This is a genomic window from Pseudoalteromonas sp. bablab_jr011 (genome assembly GCF_016464045.1).
Taxonomy (GTDB): domain Bacteria; phylum Pseudomonadota; class Gammaproteobacteria; order Enterobacterales; family Alteromonadaceae; genus Pseudoalteromonas; species Pseudoalteromonas lipolytica.
Genome location: NZ_JACDWU010000023.1, coordinates 1 through 307, shown reverse-complemented (window position 1 = coordinate 307; position 307 = coordinate 1). Strand labels below are relative to the sequence as shown.

Annotated in this window: 1 pseudogene; it reads left to right on the top strand. The window is 35.5% G+C overall.

The annotated features are described in order from the left end of the window. Positions 1–75 precede the first annotated feature (75 nt). Positions 76–307 (top strand): annotated as a pseudogene (locus tag JIG41_RS00650) (IS5/IS1182 family transposase); the annotation flags it as partial.

Here is a 307-nt window from a genome sequence, read left to right as displayed (position 1 = left end):
TCTATACATTTAGTTCACTTAATATACTGATATTTATATAATTAGACTATTGATTCAGTTGAGGGTTGAGGCAGTATGTCAAAGTTTATAAGCGGTGAAAGTCGTGACCAATCAACGTTATTTCCAGAATCGTTGGAAGATTACGTCAGTGAAGATAATACGGTCAGAGTGATTGATGTTTTCATTGAGGAACTAAATCTAGCTGAATTGGGGTTTAAAGGATTAACTTTAAAGTCCACAGGCCGCCCTAAGTATCATCCAGCCACATTATTAAAACTGTATCTTTATGGTTACCTCAACCGTATTC